The sequence below is a fragment of the Micromonospora ureilytica genome (assembly GCF_015751765.1).
GTDB lineage: Bacteria > Actinomycetota > Actinomycetes > Mycobacteriales > Micromonosporaceae > Micromonospora > Micromonospora ureilytica.
In genome coordinates this window covers 2,637,948-2,655,166 of the sequence record NZ_JADOTX010000001.1, presented here as the reverse complement: position 1 = coordinate 2,655,166, position 17,219 = coordinate 2,637,948, and the positions used below count along the sequence as shown (strand labels likewise).

17 protein-coding genes are annotated in these 17,219 nt (G+C 71.3%); 5 read left to right on the top strand and 12 right to left on the bottom strand.

Features of this window, described 5'->3' with window-relative positions:
- Positions 1–14: 14 nt before the first annotated feature.
- Positions 15–611: a MarR family winged helix-turn-helix transcriptional regulator gene (locus IW248_RS11910; RefSeq protein WP_196927026.1), complete on the bottom strand. Its 597-nt coding sequence runs from the start codon at positions 609–611 to the stop codon at positions 15–17.
- Between the two features lie 114 nt (positions 612–725).
- Here IW248_RS11910 and IW248_RS11905 point away from each other — a divergent pair, with 114 nt between their 5' ends.
- The 3 genes from IW248_RS11905 to IW248_RS11895 all read left to right on the top strand — a co-directional run bounded on the left by IW248_RS11905 (position 726) and on the right by IW248_RS11895 (position 4,251).
- Complete coding sequence (locus tag IW248_RS11905; protein ID WP_196927025.1) at positions 726–2,327, top strand: LLM class flavin-dependent oxidoreductase; 1,602 nt, start codon at positions 726–728, stop codon at positions 2,325–2,327.
- A gap of 62 nt (positions 2,328–2,389) precedes the next feature.
- Positions 2,390–2,986 carry an ArsR/SmtB family transcription factor gene (locus IW248_RS11900; RefSeq protein WP_196927024.1) on the top strand — a complete coding sequence of 199 codons (597 nt, stop codon included), beginning with the start codon at positions 2,390–2,392 and terminating at the stop codon, positions 2,984–2,986.
- Entirely contained in the window at positions 2,983–4,251 is a 1,269-nt protein-coding gene (locus IW248_RS11895) for an MFS transporter (protein WP_196927023.1), read from the top strand. The genes IW248_RS11900 and IW248_RS11895 overlap by 4 nt, the downstream gene beginning before the upstream one ends.
- 50 nt (positions 4,252–4,301) lie before the next feature.
- Here IW248_RS11895 and IW248_RS11890 read toward each other — a convergent pair whose 3' ends face one another.
- The 5 genes from IW248_RS11890 to IW248_RS11870 form a co-directional block, all read right to left on the bottom strand.
- Positions 4,302–4,997 carry an alpha/beta fold hydrolase gene (locus tag IW248_RS11890; protein WP_196927022.1) on the bottom strand — a complete coding sequence of 232 codons (696 nt, stop codon included), beginning with the start codon at positions 4,995–4,997 and terminating at the stop codon, positions 4,302–4,304.
- Between the two features lie 39 nt (positions 4,998–5,036).
- Positions 5,037–5,417: a VOC family protein gene (locus tag IW248_RS11885; RefSeq protein ID WP_196927021.1), complete on the bottom strand. Its 381-nt coding sequence runs from the start codon at positions 5,415–5,417 to the stop codon at positions 5,037–5,039.
- Between the two features lie 76 nt (positions 5,418–5,493).
- On the bottom strand, positions 5,494–6,093 hold the full coding sequence (locus tag IW248_RS11880; RefSeq protein ID WP_196927020.1) for a DUF4291 domain-containing protein: 600 nt from the start codon (positions 6,091–6,093) through the stop codon (positions 5,494–5,496).
- A 100-nt stretch (positions 6,094–6,193) separates the two neighbouring features.
- Positions 6,194–7,231 carry an SMP-30/gluconolactonase/LRE family protein gene (locus IW248_RS11875; RefSeq protein WP_124822001.1) on the bottom strand — a complete coding sequence of 346 codons (1,038 nt, stop codon included), beginning with the start codon at positions 7,229–7,231 and terminating at the stop codon, positions 6,194–6,196.
- Positions 7,232–7,489: 258 nt separating this feature from the next.
- A complete protein-coding gene (locus IW248_RS11870) occupies positions 7,490–8,692 on the bottom strand; it encodes an RNA-guided endonuclease InsQ/TnpB family protein (protein WP_196927019.1) in 1,203 nt (400 codons plus the stop codon).
- Positions 8,693–8,997: 305 nt separating this feature from the next.
- Here IW248_RS11870 and IW248_RS11865 point away from each other — a divergent pair, with 305 nt between their 5' ends.
- Entirely contained in the window at positions 8,998–10,800 is a 1,803-nt protein-coding gene (locus IW248_RS11865; protein WP_196927018.1) for an acyl-CoA dehydrogenase, read from the top strand.
- 13 nt (positions 10,801–10,813) lie between these two features.
- Here IW248_RS11865 and IW248_RS11860 read toward each other — a convergent pair whose 3' ends face one another.
- Both IW248_RS11860 and IW248_RS11855 read right to left on the bottom strand, forming a co-directional pair.
- Complete coding sequence (locus IW248_RS11860) at positions 10,814–10,990, bottom strand: hypothetical protein (RefSeq protein WP_167493133.1); 177 nt, start codon at positions 10,988–10,990, stop codon at positions 10,814–10,816.
- Between the two features lie 97 nt (positions 10,991–11,087).
- Positions 11,088–11,807 (bottom strand): polyamine aminopropyltransferase, encoded by a 720-nt coding sequence (locus tag IW248_RS11855; RefSeq protein WP_196927017.1) that lies wholly within the window; start codon positions 11,805–11,807, stop codon positions 11,088–11,090.
- A 129-nt stretch (positions 11,808–11,936) separates the two neighbouring features.
- Here IW248_RS11855 and eccB point away from each other — a divergent pair, with 129 nt between their 5' ends.
- Positions 11,937–13,322 (top strand): type VII secretion protein EccB, encoded by a 1,386-nt coding sequence (gene eccB, locus IW248_RS11850; RefSeq protein WP_196927016.1) that lies wholly within the window; start codon positions 11,937–11,939, stop codon positions 13,320–13,322.
- Positions 13,323–13,344: 22 nt separating this feature from the next.
- On the opposite strand, the gene IW248_RS11845 is transcribed toward eccB, so the two are convergent.
- Genes IW248_RS11845 through IW248_RS11830 form a run of 4 tightly spaced genes read right to left on the bottom strand, consistent with a single transcriptional unit; the run spans position 13,345 to position 17,218 of the window.
- Positions 13,345–13,950 (bottom strand): class I SAM-dependent methyltransferase, encoded by a 606-nt coding sequence (locus IW248_RS11845; RefSeq protein ID WP_124821996.1) that lies wholly within the window; start codon positions 13,948–13,950, stop codon positions 13,345–13,347.
- Between the two features lie 54 nt (positions 13,951–14,004).
- Complete coding sequence (locus IW248_RS11840) at positions 14,005–14,871, bottom strand: carbohydrate ABC transporter permease (protein WP_196927015.1); 867 nt, start codon at positions 14,869–14,871, stop codon at positions 14,005–14,007.
- Positions 14,871–15,827, bottom strand: a complete 957-nt coding sequence (locus IW248_RS11835) for a carbohydrate ABC transporter permease (protein ID WP_091406737.1) — start codon at positions 15,825–15,827, stop codon at positions 14,871–14,873. Before IW248_RS11835 ends, IW248_RS11840 begins: the two co-directional genes overlap by 1 nt.
- Positions 15,824–17,218 (bottom strand): ABC transporter substrate-binding protein, encoded by a 1,395-nt coding sequence (locus IW248_RS11830; protein WP_196927014.1) that lies wholly within the window; start codon positions 17,216–17,218, stop codon positions 15,824–15,826. The genes IW248_RS11835 and IW248_RS11830 overlap by 4 nt, the downstream gene beginning before the upstream one ends.
- Between the last annotated feature and the right edge of the window lies 1 nt (position 17,219).

The window sequence follows — 17,219 nt, the reverse complement described above, 5'->3', positions numbered from 1 at the left end:
GCCGTATCGGCAGGTCAGTCGGCGCTGCGGCGGCGGGCTCGGGGGGTGGCGGTTCGGCCGCTTCGCGCCGCCGCGGCGCCGGTCGGGCGCGCAACGGGTGCCGCCGGGTCGGCCTGCACCTGCGTCACCACCTCACAGAGGTCGCGCAGCGGGTCCACCGCCTGGGTCGAACAGGCGACCTTCTGGAGCAGTGACCGCAGCGTCGCCGACTCGGTCGGCGTGAGCGCCCCCAGCAGATGCGATTCGACCTGCCGCAGCGCCAACCGCCGCTGCTCCCAGGCGGCACGACCGGTGTCGGTGACCTCGATCAGCCGGTTGCGTCGGTCGCCCGGGTCCGCGCGCCGGGCGACGAACCCGGGCCGCTCCAGGTCATCGATCAGGTACGTGAGGACGGTGCGGTCGATGCCGATCTCCTCGGCGATCGCGCCCTGGTTTCGAGCCGGCCCGTTGGCCGCCGCGGTGAGCAACTGGTAGCCGCGCGGGCCGCCGGGGAAGTCGGTGAGGGCGTGCTCGGCCGCCCGGACGTAGCCGCGGAAGACGATCCCGAGCATCCAGCCCAGGTCGTCGTCGAGCGGATCGGGCCGGTCCGGCCGGTGAGTGGCACCCGTCATCCCCCGACAATACCGCAGTGGGCCAGACCTTGTTGGCAGCAGATGTTCTGTGTGGCATAAGGTTAAGGTCACGACGCATCGTCCGACGCGTCGGGGGAAGCGGGAGGCTCGCAGATGAGCGACTACGGCCACGACCTGGTCTTCGGATCCTTCGTCACGCCAAGCGCTGGCAATCCAGACCGTACGGTCGGCGTCGCCGTCCTGGCCGAGCAGGTCGGGCTGGATCTGGTCACCTTTCAGGATCACCCGTACCAGCCTGCGTTCCTCGACACCTGGACGCTGCTGAGCTTCGTGGCGGCCCGCACCAGCCGGGTGCACCTGGCGGCGAACGTGACGAACCTGCCACTGCGTCCGCCGGCGGTGCTCGCCCGCAGCGTGGCCAGCCTGGACCTGCTCAGCGGCGGCCGGGTCGGCCTCGGCCTCGGGGCGGGAGCGTTCTGGGATGCCATCGAGGCGATGGGCGGCCGGCGGTTGACCCCCGCCCAGGGTGTGCGAGCGCTGGAGGAGGCCATCGCGGTCATCCGTCAGTTCTGGGACGTCGAGACGCGCGGCGGAGTGCGGGTCGACGGCGAGTTCTACCGGGTGGTGGGCGCCAAGCGTGGGCCCGCTCCGGCCCACGCGGCGCCGATCTGGCTGGGTGCGTACAAACCCCGGATGCTCCAGCTCACCGGTCGTCGGGCCGACGGCTGGCTGCCCTCGCTCGGCTACCTCCAGCCCGGTGACCTGGCCAGGGGCAACGCGATCATCGACGATGCCGCGCAGCAGGCCGGCAGGTCCCCGCAGGACGTGCGTCGGCTGCTCAACATCAGCGGCCAGTTCTCGGCCGTCGGCCGCGGCCCGCTGGACGGGCCGGCCGAACAGTGGGCCGAGGAGCTGGCCGAGCTGGCTCTGGAGGAGGGCGTCGGCACTTTCATCCTCGGCAGCGACGACCCCGACGACCTGCGCCGGTTCGCCGGCGAGGTGGCCCCCGCCGTCCGCGAGCTGGTCGCGGCCGAACGTGACCGGGGCGCGGCTGCGGCCGGTACGCCGGCACAGCCGGAGCCGGAACGTATGCCGGCACAGCCGGAGCCGGTCGCTGCGCCGCCGGTCCGGGCGAGCCGCGCCACCGCCACCGGCGGCGCGTTCGCCGTGGTGCCGACCCCCGACGACGGTGTACGGCGAAGCGAGCAGGAAGTGTGGGACGAGTCGACCCGGCCGACCGGGCCCGTGCCCGACCCGGAGCGCACGTACACCCCGCAGGAGCAGGCCACCGGCGCGCACCTCGTGCAGATCCACGACGGCCTGCGCGCCGAGTTGGCCCAGATTCACGACCTCATCGAGCAGGTGGCGGCCGGCGAGATCGACGCCGGCGCGGCCCGGTCCCACATCAACACGATGACCATGCGACAGAACCGGTGGACGCTCGGTGTCTACTGCGAGTCGTACTGCCGCATCGTCACCACCCACCACACGATCGAGGACCAGTCGTTCTTTCCCCGGTTGCGGGCGCGGGACCCCCGACTCGGCCCGGTGGTCGACAGGCTGGAGCAGGAGCATCACGTCATCCACGACGTGTTGGAGGGTGTCGACCGGGCCCTGGTCGCGTACGTCGGGTCTCCGGACGGTCTCGCCGAGCTGCGGGCCGCGGTGGACCTGCTCACCGACGCCCTGCTGTCGCACCTCAGCTACGAGGAGCGGGAACTGGTCGAGCCGTTGGCGCGGTTGGGCATCGCCTGATCAAAGCCCCCGGCGGCGGCTCGGGGTTGCCCCGATCCGATCTGAGAGACTACTCTCGAAACATGTCTCTCAAGAATCCGTACGGGGATTTCGAGATCACCGAGCCGCAGGCGCTGCGGGCGCTGGCCCACCCGGTCCGGCTGGCGATCCTGGAGCACCTTCAGCGGCACGGTCCGGCCACGGCCACCGGGCTCTCACCGCACGTGGGCGCCACACCGTCGGTGGTCAGCTGGCACCTGCGGCACCTCGCGACGTTCGGCCTGGTCACCGACTGGGATGGCGCCACCAGCAAGCGGGAACGCTGGTGGCAGGCGGTAGCCCGAGGCTTCCGCTTCACGATGCCCGAGGGCACCGAGGGGCAGTCCGCCAGCCAGCAGCTGCGCGGCGAGATGTTCGCCCGCAACGCCGACGCACCCCAGCAGTGGCTGCTGCATGAGGAGCCCCGGCTGGACCCCGAGTGGCGCGCGCTGGCCGGCATGGCCGACACCCGGTTCGTGGCCACCGCTGACGAACTGCGGCAACTGGAGGAGTCCATTGAGGAGCTGATCGCCCCGTACGTGCGGCGCAAGGAGGAGTCGGCCCCGGCCGACGCGCGGATCATCCGGATGCTGCGGTACCTGCTGCCCGAACCCGGCGACGACGACCCGGCCGCGTCATGACCGCCACCGACGTCCCCACCGAGACCGACACCGGGCTCCCGCCGGCCCTGCACCGCGACCGGCGCTTCCGCACTTTCTGGATCAGCGAGACGATCTCCCAGTTCGGCGATCGGATCAGCGAACTGGCCCTGCCGCTGATCGCCGTCACCCTGCTCACCGCCACACCCGTGCAGGTCAGCGTCCTCACCGCCTTGATCTGGCTGCCCAACCTGCTGGGCCTGTTCCTGGGCGCCTGGGTGGACCAGCGCACCCACAAGCGGCGACTCCTGATCATCGCGGACCTGATCCGCGCCGCGGTGCTGCTCAGCCTGCCGGTGGCCTACCTGTTCGACGCGATCACCCTCACCCAGCTCTACCTGGTGGCACTGCTCACCGGCTTCGGAGCGGTGCTCTTCGCCATGGCGCGTCAGGCGTTCTTCGTCGCCCTGGTGCCACGATCGGCGTACGTGGACGCCACCAGCAAGCTGAGCATGAGCCGGTCGCTGTCCTTCATCGCCGGCCCGGCCGTCGGCGGTGGGCTGGTCCAGGCGCTCAGCGCGCCGGTCGCGATAGTCGTCGACGCGGTCAGCTTCCTCGGCTCCGCGCTACTACTCAGTCGCATCCCGGTGACCGAGCCGCCGCCCCCGCCGCGTCGGACGTCCACGCTCGGGCTGGTCCGCGAAGGGCTCGTGCTGGTGCTGCGGCACCCGGTCTTGCGGGCCGCCCTCGGCTGCACCAGCACTGTCAACTTCTTCACCTTCATCGCCAGCGCGCTGCTGGTGCTCTACGCCAGCCGCGAACTCGACCTGTCGGCCGGCGCGATCGGCATCGCCTTCGGGTTCGGAGCACTCGGCGGGTTCGCGGGCGCGGCGCTCGCTCCGCGGATCTCGCGCGCGATCGGTCTGGGCCGCACCGCCATGATCGGCGTGGTGCTCTTCCCCGCGCCGCTGGCGCTGACCGCGCTGGTGTCCGGACCCACCTGGACGAAGGTGGCCATGCTGGCGGCCATCGAGCTGGTCTCCAGCGTCGGGGTGATGCTGATGGACGTGAACCTCAACGCCCTCCTCACCGCCGTGACACCTGACGACGCGCGAGGACGCCGGGCCGGCGCGTACAGCGCCGTCAACTACGGCATCCGACCGCTCGGCGCGTTGGTCGGCGGTGCGTTGGGCACCACCATCGGCCTGCGGCCCACTTTGGTCATCGCCGGCCTGGGTGGCGTGCTCGCCGTGCTGTGGTTGGTCGCGTCGCCGGTGCGCCACATCAGAACCCTCGACGCGGCCTGAAGGCTACGGGCGTGCGGCTGGCCTGGGCCTGCGACCCAGGCCACCGCCGGTCAGGCAGCCTCCGCCAACAGCATCCGGGCCAGCTCGGTGGGCTGGGAGAACATCGGCCAGTGGCCGGTGGCCATCGTGACCAGTCGCCAGTGCTCGCTGGTCAGCAGCTTGGCCACCGTGTCGTTGGGCTCCGGCCCGTCGAGCAGGCACTTGACGTACGTGGTCGGCAGCTCACCCAGTGGCCGGCTCAACACGGCCGGCTCGGTCAACGTGGCACCCGGGTGCGGAGTGGAACTGTCGACCAGGCGCGCGATCTGCTCATCGGTGAGACCCTGACCGTCGAAGTCGGCAGCACCGAGCGGAGCCCAGTAGCCGTTGTTGTCGGCGATCTGCGCCTCGAAGGCCGCCTGGCCCTGCCACCATCCGGACGCGAACGACTCACCGTCGACCGGCACCTCCGAATCGACGAAGACCACCCGGGTCAACCGGTCACCGATCCGCTCGGCGGCCTGACCCACCGGGATGCCCGCGTAGCTGTGCCCGACCAGCACCACGTCGCGCAGGTCGCGACGCTCGATCTCGTCGACGATGTCCTGCACGTGGGTCTGCTGCCCGGCGGGCGCATCCCGCTTGTCGGCGAGGCCGGAGAGGGTCAGCGGGTGGGTGCCGTGCCCGGCCGCCCGCAGTGGCGGCAGCACCTCGTCCCATGCCGACGACCCCAGCCACGCCCCCGCCACCAACACGAATTCAGCCATGGCCGGGAGCCTAACGCCGACCTGCGACAGGTCGGCGGGTCACGACCAGGTGCGGGCCTCGGCGGCGAACACCTCAGGTGGACTCGCCACCGGAAGCACACAGAGCAGGTGGCCGCCGGGGGCCCGCAGGACCCGGCACTCCAGCCACTGTGACACCTCGGTGGCGCCCAGGGCCGTCAACCGCGCGGTCTCGGCTGGCACGTCGTCGGTCTCGATGTCCAGGTGGAAGCGCGGCGCGTCATCGACCGCCTGGACCGCGGTGACCAGCCCCGGCAGTGCCTCGTGCAGGCCGACGAACTGCGGCTCGGCCGGATCGGACCGGGTGCCGACGCCGAGCGCCGCCGACCAGAACTCCGCCGACCGGGCGGCCTCGGCCTCCGGGGCGTCGATCAGCAGCGCGAACACGCGGCTCCGGTGCATGCACGGCAGGATATCGAGGACGGCAACATGCCGCTCGGTGCGGCGCGTGACACCCGAGGCCGTTGATGGCGAAGCGTCACCTGTTGGCGTCGAGGTGAGCCGCGATCTCGGTCGGCAGTGGATAGCTTCGTTCGACCGGCAGGTGAGCTGTCGCCGCCGGCACGTCATCTGCCCGCACCAGGTCCCGTACCCGGTGGACGGTGGAGGTGACGTCGGTGATGCTGACCAGCCAGTCGTCGACGTACCTGGCGACGGCTTCGCCGGACAGCCCGACCTGCAACGACCGGTGCGGCAACGCGTTCAGGTGCAGTGTCCTTTCCGGATCCCACTGCACCCGTACCGGGCTGGCCCTGAGTTGTCGCGACCACGTCGCCCGATCGCCGTGCAGGCCCCGGTCGTAGTGACTCAGGCAGGCTCGCGCCAGCGCCCACTCGAAGCCCTCCCGGGTGATGTCGATGGCGAGCACGCGCTCCTGCCCGGGCTTGGTGGCCCAGCCGCAGCGGTACATCATCCACAGAAAGGACGGCTTGATCCAGGTCATCCGCTCCCGCTTGAAGGGGGCCACGAAGCGACCGGCGGCCACCGCCGGAAGCGCGATCTCCGGCGGGTACGCCTGGTACACGGTGATCGTGTCGGCCGAGTAACGAGCACGGATCTGACGGGCGGGAATGGACACCCTGCGATCTTCAACCATCGGACCGCACCCGTTCCACCGGGATTCCGGACCCTGGGCCTGGAGATCACCGCCGCGAAGCCGCGGGCGCGGGAGTGCCCGCTCAGGCGTGGTCCAGTGGGGGAGGCCCGACGTCGACCGGCATCCGGAAGATCTGGACCGGGTAGTCGACAGCGGCGTGCCCGCCGTTGAGCCCGGCGGTCAGGTGCAGCTGGGCCGCCGGCATCCACAGCCGGGCCTCGGCGTCGAGCCACATCGCGTCCACCCAGGCCAGCCGGGGGTCGCCGACGAGCGTACGCACGCTGCGGTCGGGTGCGAGGACGAGGACGCGCCGCCGTTCCAGGTCGCTGAGGTAGATGGTGCCGGTGGCGTCGATGGCCGTGCCGCCGGTGCTGGGCGTGTCGCACCACCGTTCGACCCTCCGGGCCATCTCGTCGGCGGACACCGACGCGTCGTCCAACCAACGGGTGGCGATCCGGGACATCCCGCCGGAGGCCGGCTGGTAGTAGAGCCAGCGACCGTCCGGCGACACCTCCAGCTGGTCGACGTGCAGGCGCACCTCGGCGCCGTCCGGGTCACATAGCGCTCGCCCGTCGGCGATGACCGGGCCGCCCGCCGTGCTCGGATGCCCGTCCAGCACGCGCCGGGACCGACCCGAGTCGAGATCGAGCACGATGAGGCCGGCCGCTCCAGCGTCACTGAGGTACGCCACCCGGCCGTTAAAGCGGACGTCGTCGATGTAGCTGCCCGGGTGCACGGCCTCGTCGAGGTGGTAGACCCGCTTCACGTGGTCGTCGTCCGGGTCGACAACGATCAGCCGAGCGCCGCCCGGCACCTGCGCGCCGCCGACTTGCGGCGAACCCGAGTCGACGATCCACAACCGGCCGTCCGGGCCGACGCGCAACCCGTTGACGTGCACGAACGCCCCGCTCGGCGGATGGTCAGCGCGGTTCCACGCGCCGTCGGGGTACGGGAGACGACGGCCGTCCGGCAGCGCCTCCACCACCTGCACGCCGGGCCGATCCGCCGACGGGTAGCTCAGGAACACCCGCCCGCGCACCGTGGTCACGCCCGTGAACACCCGGTCTTCCTGGAGCACCGGCGTCAACCGGTGATCCTCCTCGGTGGGCAGCGACGACATCGACCTGCTCCTCACCCGCCCGGCGGCGCCTCGGCTTCAGCCGGATAACCGGCGGCTGCGGCCATCCCGCGCGGTATTCCCGGAGCGTGCCGGCCGAAACCGCCGGTCGCGGGACGCCGCCGGCGCTCAGCCGATGCAAGGGCGCCCTCGGTGCTCAGCCGGTCGGCGGTGCCGGGGGGCCGACCCGGGCGGCGAGCCGCTTCGGGGCCATCACGCATTGACGTCCTCTGCGCCCTGTAGGGCGGAGATTCCGGTCTGCTATGCCCCCGAAGGGGCAGGCTCCCGGTGGGTTACCGCTTCGCTGCGCGGTGCCGGCACGGATGCCGGTCTTACCTGCGCTCCACGGTCGTTGAGGTCCGCCCGTCCGGCGGCCCTGATGTTCCTGGCGGCGTTCACGTCCCGGTCGTGGTGACTGCCACACGGGCAGACCCACGCACGAACGTTCAGCGTCATCTTGTCGGTGATCCGGCCGCAGTCCGAGCACATCCGGGTGGACGGGAAGAACCGGTCCACCCGAGCGAAGGTGCGCCCGTACCGGGCAGCCTTGTATTCCAGCATGGTCGTGAACTGTGTCCACCCGGCGTCGTGCACCGACTTCGCCAGCCGCGTGCGGCCAAGCCCGCTCACGCACAGGTCCTCGACGTACACCGCTTGGTTGTCGCGGATGATCGCCGTGGACAGCTTGTGCTGCCAGTCCCGCCGGGTGTCGGCCACCCGCGCATGGGCGCGGGCAACCTTCACCACGGCCTTCTTACGCCGGTTGCTGCCCTTGGTCTTGCGGGACAGGTCCTGCTGCAACCGCTTCAGCTTGCGTGCCGCGCGACGCAGGAACTTCGGCGCGGTCACCTTCGTACCGTCGGACATGACCGCGAAATGCGTCAGGCCCAGGTCGATACCCACCTCGGACGCGGCCGACGGCAGCGGCTGATCCGTGGTCTGCACGACAAACGACGCGAAGTACCGACCCGCCGCGTCCCGGATAACCGTCACCGACGTCGGCACAGCGGGCAGCGTCCGCGACCAACGCACCTGCACGTCGCCGACCTTCGGCAGCCTGAGCCGCCCGTTGTCCAGCACCTTGAACCGGGCGTTGGCCGTGAACCGGATGGCCTGCCGGTTGTCCTTAAGCGACCGGAACCGAGGCGGAGCCACTTTACGGCCCTTGCGCTTACCGTTGATCGAGGTGAAGAAGTTGCGGTACGCGGTGTTCAGGTCCGCGAGAGCCTGCTGCAACACCACCGACGACACCTCACCCAACCACGCACGCTCCGGAGTGAGTTTCGCCGCCTTGACCTGCCGGGACAGCTCGGCGTCCGTCACGTACAGCAGGCCAGCCTCCCGCGCCTGCTGACGAGCGCGCAGCCCATCGTTGAACACCACCCGCGCACACCCGAACGCCCGCGCCAACGCATCCTGCTGACCAGACGTCGGATAGACGCGGTAGTTGTACCGAAGCAGCACGACCACAGCCTGCCATGGGTTCATGGCCGACTCAGGTGACACTCGCACTGGCAGACACCGCATTTTCGTCCTGTACCTCACGCGCCTTCAGGAGATAGATCGGCCGCAGCCGGTCGAGGACCTCGGGCGGGACGTCTCCGGGCGCGATCACGGGCAACGACGTTAGTCGGTCGGTGTGACAAGTTCCGCTCGTCGAACCCGACCCCGGCCGGTGGTGTGCGCCCGGTCGATCGGCCAGGATGGGCCGGGGCGACCGTGGGCCGTCGCCCCGGCCCGCCCCGCCCCTGTGCCCGCTGAGGAGTGCCGTGCCATCCACCCTGCTCTCCCGCCGTGACCTCGACTTCCTGCTGCACGAGTGGCTGCGGGTGTCCGAACTCGTCGAGCGTCCCCGCTACGCGGAGCACTCCCGGGAGACCTTCGACGACGCCCTGGACCTCGCCGAGCGGGTGGCAACCGAGCAGTTCGCCCCGCACAACCGCGCCGCCGACCTCGCCGAGCCCACCTTCGACGGGCAGCGGGTGCGGCTGATCCCGCAGGTCCGCGCGGCGTTGGACAGCTTCGCCGAGACGGGCCTGCTCACCGCCGGGCTGGACGCCACGGTCGGTGGCCTGCAACTGCCGCACGCGGTTGCGGCGGCCTGCTTCACCTGGTTCCAGGCCGCCAACGTGGCCACCTCGGCGTACCCGTTCCTCACCCTGGGCAACGCCAACCTGTTGCTGGCGCACGGCAGCCCCGATCAGGTGGACACGTACGTCCGGCCCATGCTGGACGGTCGGTTCTTCGGCACCATGTGTCTGTCTGAGCCGCACGCCGGCAGCTCACTTGCCGACATCACCACGCGCGCCGAACCCCAGGCGGACGGCACGTACCGGCTCTTCGGCACCAAAATGTGGATCTCCGGCGGCGACCACGAGTTGGCCGAGAACATCGTCCACCTGGTGCTGGCCCGCATCCCCGGCGCCCCGCCCGGGGTCAAGGGCATCTCGCTGTTCATCGTGCCCAAGGTGCTGGTCGGCCCGGACGGGTCGCTCGGCGAGCGCAACGACGTGGTGTTGGCCGGGCTCAACCACAAGATGGGGTTCCGGGGCACCACCAACGCCCTGCTCAGCTTCGGCGACGGGGCGCACACCCCCGCGGGCCGCGCCGGAGCGGTCGGACACCTGGTCGGCGCGCCGCACCAGGGTCTGGCACAGATGTTCCACATGATGAACGAGGCCCGCATCGGGGTCGGGGCGGGTGCCACCGCGCTGGGCTACACCGGCTACCTCAAGAGCCTGGCGTACGCGAAGGAGAGGCCGCAGGGCCGCCCGGTCGGCGCGAAGGACCCGGCCGCCGCGCAGGTGCCGATCATCGACCACCCGGACGTACGACGGATGCTGCTGGCGCAGAAGAGCTACGTGGAGGGGTCGCTGGCGCTGGTGCTCTACTGCGCGCGGTTGCTCGACGAGCAGAAGACCGCCCCGGCCGAGGCCGACCGCGAGCGCGCGCACCTGTTGCTGGACGTGCTCACCCCGATCACCAAGAGTTGGCCGTCGCAGTGGTGCCTCGCCGCCAACGACCTGGCGATCCAGGTGCTCGGCGGCGCCGGCTACACCCGCGACCACGACGTGGAGCAGCACTACCGCGACAACCGGCTCAACCCGATCCACGAGGGCACCCACGGCATCCAGGCACTGGACCTGCTGGGGCGCAAGATGACCATGCAGGGCGGCGCTGGTCTCGCCCTGCTGACCACGACGATCGGTGACACGGTCGAGCGGGCCCGCAAGGCCGGGGGAGAGGCGGCCGAGCTGGCCGACCGGTTGGCCGCCGCGGTGGACCGGGTCACCGCGGTCACCCGTCGACTGTGGACCGACGGTGACCCGGTGCTCGCGCTGGCCAACGCCAGCGCCTACCTGGAGGCCGTCGGGCACGTGGTGATCGCCTGGATGTGGTTGGAGCAGGTGCTGGCGCTGCCGCCGGAGGGGGCCGGCGACGCGTTCCACGCCGGCAAGCGGCAGGCCGCCCGCTACTTCTTCACCGTCGAGTTGCCCCGGACCGGCCCGCAGTTCGACCTGCTGGCCAGCCGGGATCGGACGACCCTCGACATGCGCCCGGACTGGTTCTGACCGGCGCCGCCCGTCACCGTCGGCGGGACGGGTGGCTCATGGCCTGCCGCCCCTTCACGACACCCCAGACGATCACGATCACCAGCGCGATCACACCGATGATGATCAGCCAGCGGACCGCCTCGAGGAGCAACCCGAGCAGGATCAGCACACCGGCGACCACGCCGACAACCCAGAGCAGTGCACGCATGTCGACCTCCCGTAACCGGCCGCGCCTGGTGCGGCCGGCCCCGGCTTCTCGTTCCCCGTCCGGTCGACACCATGCGCGAGCGGCGTACCGAAGTCGATCAGCTGCCGGTGCGCGCCACGTAGACGGTGTTGGCCGACTCCCCGCCGGTCAGCGGATTGGCGAACGGCACGACGTGCGCGCGTACGCTCGCGAACACCTCGGTGAGCGCGGCGGTGAACTCGGCGTCCGGCGGGTCGTCCGACCAGAGCGCGAAGACGCCCTCGGGGCGTAGCAGGGCGGCCAGGCGGCGCAACCCGGCCGGCGGGTAGAACGCCGCGTGGCTCGGGTGCAGGACGTTGCGCGGGGAGTGGTCGACGTCGAGCAGCACGGCGTCGAACCGCCGTCCGGGCACCTCGGTGTCGAAACCGGTGTCACCGGCCACCGCCGCGAAGAAGTCGGCCTGCACGAAGCGGGTCCGAGGGTCCTCGGCGAGCCCCGCCGCGAACGGCAGCAACCCTCGTTGGTGCCAGTCGATCACGTCCTCGATCGCCTCCACCACGAACAGGGAGCGCACCCGGGGGTCGCCCAGCGCCGCGCAGGCGGTGTAGCCCAGCCCGAGACCGCCCACCACCACGTCGAGGGAGTCACCGGCCACCTCGGCGAGACCCAACCGGGCCAGCTCGATCTCCGCGACCGGGAAGAGGCTGGACATCAGGTACTCGTCGTCGAGCTTGACCTCGTACACCTCGACCTGGAGTGCCGGGTCCCGCCGTCGGCGCAGACTGATCGCGCCGATCGGAGTCTCCCGCCAGGCCAGCTCTTCGAAACGCGCGCCCACGGGTGCCCTCTCGCCGCCGGATTCGTCCACGGATGGTAGCGGTTGCCCCGCGACGGGCGGCCACGCAGGGTCCACGGGACGTCGACGCAGCGCATATCCTGTGCCCGGCCGATCCACCGGAGGGGACCCATGCCGTCGCGGCAGGACCAGCTGCACTCCTACCAGTTCAGCGTCCAGCGGGCAGTCGCCGCCCTGGTCATGCGGGAGACCGACCCCGTGCAGTCGCCGTTTCGGCGGCTGGCCGGCGCCGGCCTGGCAAGCGTCCTGGTCGCGGCGATCCTGCTCGGTGGTTTCGCCCTCTACGGCCTGTTCGCCGGCGGCGGCAAGGGGTGGCGCGACCCGGGCGCGGTGATCGTGGAGAAGGAGTCCGGCGCCCGGTTCGTCTATCGCGAGCAGAAGTTGCACCCGGTGCTCAACTACGCCTCGGCGCTGCTCATCGTCGGCGCGGACCGGTCGAAGACCGTCCTGGTGTCCCGCCGCACGATCGATGGTGTCCCGCGCGGGCTGCCGTTGGGCATCGCCGACGCACCCGACTCGCTGCCCGCCCCGGGCCGGCTGGCCGCCACGGCGTGGACGGTCTGCTCGACGGGCCCGGCCGGCGCGGGCGTCGAGGCGCCCCGCTCCGCGGTGCTGATCGGCACCGAGCCCGACGGCGGTCGGCCGTTGGGCGACGACGCGCTGTTGCTGCGCCATCCCGACGGTGGGCTGCACCTGGTCTGGCACCAGCGGCGCTATCTCGTCCGTGATCCCAGCCGGGTGCTGGCGGCGCTCGCCACCACCCGGGCCCAGGCGGTCCCGGTGGCGCCGGCCCTGCTCAACTCGCTGCCCGCCGGTGCCGACCTCGCCCCGCTCGACCTGCCCGCGCTGGGTCGGCCCGCCACCCGGGTGGCGGGTGCCACGGTCGGCACGGTCTACCTGGTGAGCAACTCCGGCGGCGGCCGGCAGTACGCGGTGGCGCTCGACGGCGGCCTGGCCGGCATCACCGAGTTGCAGGCGGGGCTGTTGCTGGCCCGCACCGGGCAGGTCGCGCCGGCGTCGATGACGTTGGGCCGGTTCGCCGCGTTGCCCACGGTGCCCGATCTCGCCCCGACCGGCCCGAATGCCCCGCCACCGGTTCCGCCCCGGCTCGCGGCCAACGAGGGCGGCGCGCTCTGCACCCGCATCGGCGACGACGGCGGGGTTGGTGCGGTGCGCTCTGGCGTACCGCTGCGGGACCTGATGGCCGTGCCCCGCACTGCGCCGACCGGTGGCGCGGTGCTGGCCGACCACGTGGTGGTCGAGCCGGGCCGCGGCGCGGTGGTCGAGGCCGCGGCGGCGCCCGGCGCGACCGGTGGCGCGGTCTCTGTGGTCACCGACCTGGGCCGACGGTACGTGCTGGCCGACCGGGAGGTGCTCCCGATGCTCGGCTACCGCGACGTGCGACCGGTGCGGCTGCCGGCCGGGCTGGTCAGCCTGGTGCCCGCCGGTGCCACCCTCGACCCGGCCGCCGCCCGCGCCGTCGCCGCCCCGGACTGAGGGTGAGGTGGCCCCGTCGGTGTCAGTCGGCCGGGCGGCGCAGGACGGTGACCGCGAACGGGGCGTCGTCGCGCCAGGGGCGCAGGTCCCAGGTGGCGAAGCGCTGCTCCACCCGCAGCCCGGCGGCCACCGCGTCGGCGTCGAACGCGGTCAGCGGGTAGCCGCGCTCGGTGCCGAAGCCCACTGTCAGCACGCCATCGGGTCGCAGGTGTGCGGCCACCCGGCGCAGTACCTCCGGTTCGGTGCCGACGGCGACGAAGGCGAGCACGTTGCCGGCCAGCACTGCCGCGTCGAACGGCTCTGCCTCACCCAGCGCCGGCAGATCCAGTTCGGCGAGGTCGGCGACCAGCCACGTCGGGCCGGGATAGTCGGCGCGGGCGGCATCCACAAGCGTGGGGTCGGCGTCCACCCCGACCACCGTGTGCCCCCGCTCGGCCAGCGCGGCACCGACGCGGCCGGTGCCGCTGCCGGCGTCGAGAATCCGGGAGCCGGGCGCGACGAGGGCGTCCACCAGCCGGGCCTCGCCGGCCAGGTCCGCACCCTCGGCCACGAGCTTGCGGAACCGGTCGATATACCACTGTGAGTGCTCGGGACCGGTGTCGGTCGCCCAGCGGGTCGGATTGGCCATGAGGCCACCGTATCCGGGCCGGTGGGGGCCGGGCGGGCGACCCGGACGAGACGATCATCCCTTCTCCGCGCCGCTGGTCAGCCCTTCGGTGAGCAGCCGCTCGCTGGCGAAGAAGAGGATCACGATGGGCAGGGTGAGGACGACCGACCCGGCCATCAGCACTGTCTTGGGCACCTCCACCCCGTCGGCGAGCAGGGACAACCCCAGCGACACCGTCCACCTGTTGGGTTTGTCGACCAGGAACAGCAGGGCGAAGAGGAACTCGTTCCAGGCGATCATGAAGTCGTAGAGCGCGACCGCCATGATCGACGGCATGGCGAGGGGCAGGCTGACGCGCCGGATGATGCCGAGCCGACCGGCGCCGTCGATGGCGGCGGACTCCTCCAGACTGACCGGGATGGTCTCGAAGTAGTTCTTCAGCATGTAGACCGACACCGGCAACGTCTGCGAGATGTAGACCAGCACCAGACCGAACAGCGAGCCGCGCAGCCCGGCCCGCGTGAACACCACGAACAGCGGGATCGCGATGACGATCGACGGGAACAGGTAGACCGCCAGGAACAGGAAGTCCACCTGCCGCCGGCCGAAGAACCGCAGCCGGGCCACCGCGTACGCGCCGGGGATCGCGACCAGGAGGGTGAGCACTGTCGCCGCGACGGCGACCATTCCGCTGTTGCGGATGAAGGTGAGAAAACCCTGGCCGCCGTCGTCGGTGGCCTTGAGCACCTCGGCGTACGTGGCGACGGTCAGCTCACCGAAGCCGACCACCAGCGCGCCGGGGTCGAGCAGCAACCGCTCGATGGGACGCACCGAGAGCACCAGCATGTAGTAGAAGGGGAAGACGGTGATCACCAGGAACACGGCGATCACCAGGCGGCGCAGCCAACGCAGGCTCACCGTCTCGACGACGTCCCGGTCCATCAGCTCACCCTCCGTCCGAAGAAGCGCAGATAGATCAGCACGAACACGATCAGCACCACTGCCAACACGACCGCCTGCGCGGCCGCGGCCCCGATGTCGGTCCGGGCGGTGAGGAACTCGTACACCCGCACGCTGACCACCTCGGTGCCGGCCGCACCGCCGGTGAGCAGGTAGACGTCGTCGAACTTGTTGAACGTCATGATGAAGCGCAGCACGCCCAGCAGGGCGATCACCGGCAGCAGTTGCGGTAGCAGGATGTGTCGGAACCGCTGGGTGGGCGTGGCGCCGTCGACACGGGCGGCCTCCTCCAACTCACCGGGCACCGCCTGGAGCCGGGCCAGCAGGAACAGGAACGCGAACGGGAAGTACCGCCACGCCTCGAAGACGATCACCGTGGCCAGCGCCGTCGACTCCTGGGTCAGGAACGGCACCGGGGCATCCCAACCGAGCAGGCGTTGGCCCCACGCGTTGACGATGCCGAGCTGCGGGTCGAGCATCACCTGCCAGACGAACGTCACAGCGACCACCGGCGCCACGTACGGCAGCAGCATGGACGCCCGGACCAGGGTGCGGCCCCGGAACGGCCGGCGGACGACCAGGGCGGCCACCAGACCGAGCAGGATCGACCCGACGGTGCCACCGATGCTGTAGATCAGCGTGACCCACAGCGTCTCGGCGAAGCCCGGGGTGTGCAGGACCCGGTCGATGTTGTCCATGGTGAACTCGCCGAACAGCCCGGTCTTGCGCAGGGTGGCGAGGCGGACCCGCTGAAAGGCGAGCACCACGGTCCACACGATCGGGATTCCGATGACCGCGATGGTGACGAGCAGGGTCGGTGCGACAAGCGCCAGCCCGGCCCGGGATTCGCGGCGGCGCAGGGTCAGTGGTCGGCGCCGGGGTGGCGCCGGCCGCTCCCGGGTGGGGGAGCGGCCGGGGCCGGGCGCGGTGGTGGTCAATTGACGCCGGCCTTGATGGCGTCGACGTCCTTCTTGGCGCGGTTGGCGGTGGCCGCGGCGTCGGACTTGCCCGCGATGAGGTCGCCCAACACCTTGGGCACCGGCAACTCACCGAGCATGGCACCGACGAGCTTGCCCTGCCCCTGGCTGAGACCCCACCGCCCGAAGGTGTCCGGGCTGCGGCGCAGCGTGGCCAGCACCTCGTCGCCGTACACGTCGGCGAGGGGCTTCTTCGCGTCCACGCCCGCCTGGCTGGTGTTCCAGGCGGTGAGGTACGCCTCCGGCTCGGCCGGGGTGCCCTTGCGCACCGGGAAGCGGCCCTCCGGGGACATGCCGAACCAGCGCGGGTAGCCGTCGCCGAGCATGTACTCCACGAAGGACTTCGCCGGGTCGGCCGCCGCGCCGTCCAGCACGGCCCAGGAGCTGATCTCGCCGTACTGGGCCGGCTCGCTGCCGTTCGGGCCCTTGATCGCGGTGACGAACCCGCTGTTCTTGGCGAGGAACGCCGGGTCGGCCTGGCACTGGGGGCAGGTCGGCTTGGCGTCGTTGCGCAGCCCGGCCAGCTCGTCGAGGATGAACGGTGACCAGACCACCATGGCCGCTTTGCCCGCGAAGTAGGTGGCCCGGGTGGTGTCCACGTCCTGCGCGCCCTTCACGGAGCTGGTGCGGATCAGGTCACCGTAGAAGCGGAACGCCTCGACGCACTGGGGCGAATCCAGTGTGACCTTGCCCGAGTCGTCGGTGAGCTGACAGCCGTTGGCAAGCGCCAGGTGCTCGAAGGTCTGCTGGGTGAACACGTCGCTGGGGGCGGTCGCCGCGGTGATCCCGGCGACGCCGCCGGTGTTCAGCCGCGCCGCGGCGGCGGTTATCCGCTCGTACGTGTCGGGGGCGGGCAGGCTGGCCGCGGCGAACAGGTCCTTGCGGTAGACGAGCAGCTGCCCCCACCCGTCGCTGGGTACGGAGAGCTGTTTGCCGTCGTCGGAGGTGAGCTCCAGCGCTCGGGGGGAGAACGTCTGCCTGCCGAGCTTGTCGATGACCTCGGCGTTCGCCGAGGCGTGCAGCAGCTCGTTGCCGGCGAGCGTACGGATGCCGGCGAGGGAGACCGACCCGACCACGTCGGGCAGGTCACCGGCGGCGGCGTTGGCGGCGATCAGGGAGGGGAACTGGTCCTCGTTGACGGTCACGAGATCGACCTGGATCCCGGTCTTGGCGGTGAAGTCGGCGATGATCGCCTTGGTGGCGGTGACCCGGTCGGCCACGTCTTCCAGGCTCCAGACGGTGATCTTCTTGCTGTTGCTGTCCGATCCGTCGTCGCCGCAGGCCAGCAGGGTGGACGTGGTAAGTGCCAGGATCAGGGTGGTGGCGAGTATCCGCCTCGGAGGTGCTGACATC